The sequence below is a fragment of the Streptomyces colwelliae genome (assembly GCF_048158785.1).
Lineage (GTDB): Bacteria > Actinomycetota > Actinomycetes > Streptomycetales > Streptomycetaceae > Streptomyces.
In genome coordinates this window covers 1-420 of record NZ_JBLTJC010000998.1, presented here as the reverse complement: position 1 = coordinate 420, position 420 = coordinate 1, and the positions used below count along the sequence as shown (strand labels likewise).

Sequence of the window (420 nt, the reverse complement as noted above, 5' to 3'; positions counted from 1 at the left end):
ATCTCTATCAGGGGCATCTGGCGCATTTTCCTGCACCCGTCGCGGCGGCAGTGGTTAAAACGCTCGCGGAATCTGCCTCAGTACCGGTCACTCTGGCGCTTGATCATGGCAAAAATCCGGACTGTATTCGTCAGGCGTTTCGTGCTGGTTTCAGCGGATTAATGATTGATGCTTCTGCTTTTCCCCTGGAGGAAAACGTGCGCCAGACCAGGGCGGTGGTGGAACTCGCCGCCAGCGCGCAGCTCTGCGTGGAAGGCGAACTGGGCCATCTGGCAGATGCGCCGCGTTACGACCAGGCCGCCAATGCAGACCTGATGACGCAACCCACTGATGTGGAACCGTTTATCGCGCAGACAGGCATTGATCTACTGGCCGTCTCGGTAGGCACGGCGCACGGCATGTACGCGCCTGGTGTTGTAC

General features: G+C 59.0%; 1 protein-coding gene. It reads left to right on the top strand.

What is annotated here, in order from left to right; translation table 11 throughout:
- Nucleotides 1–420 (top strand): class II fructose-bisphosphate aldolase (locus tag ACNFOC_RS55545; protein ID WP_416966463.1); only part of this gene is annotated, 420 nt, incomplete at both ends.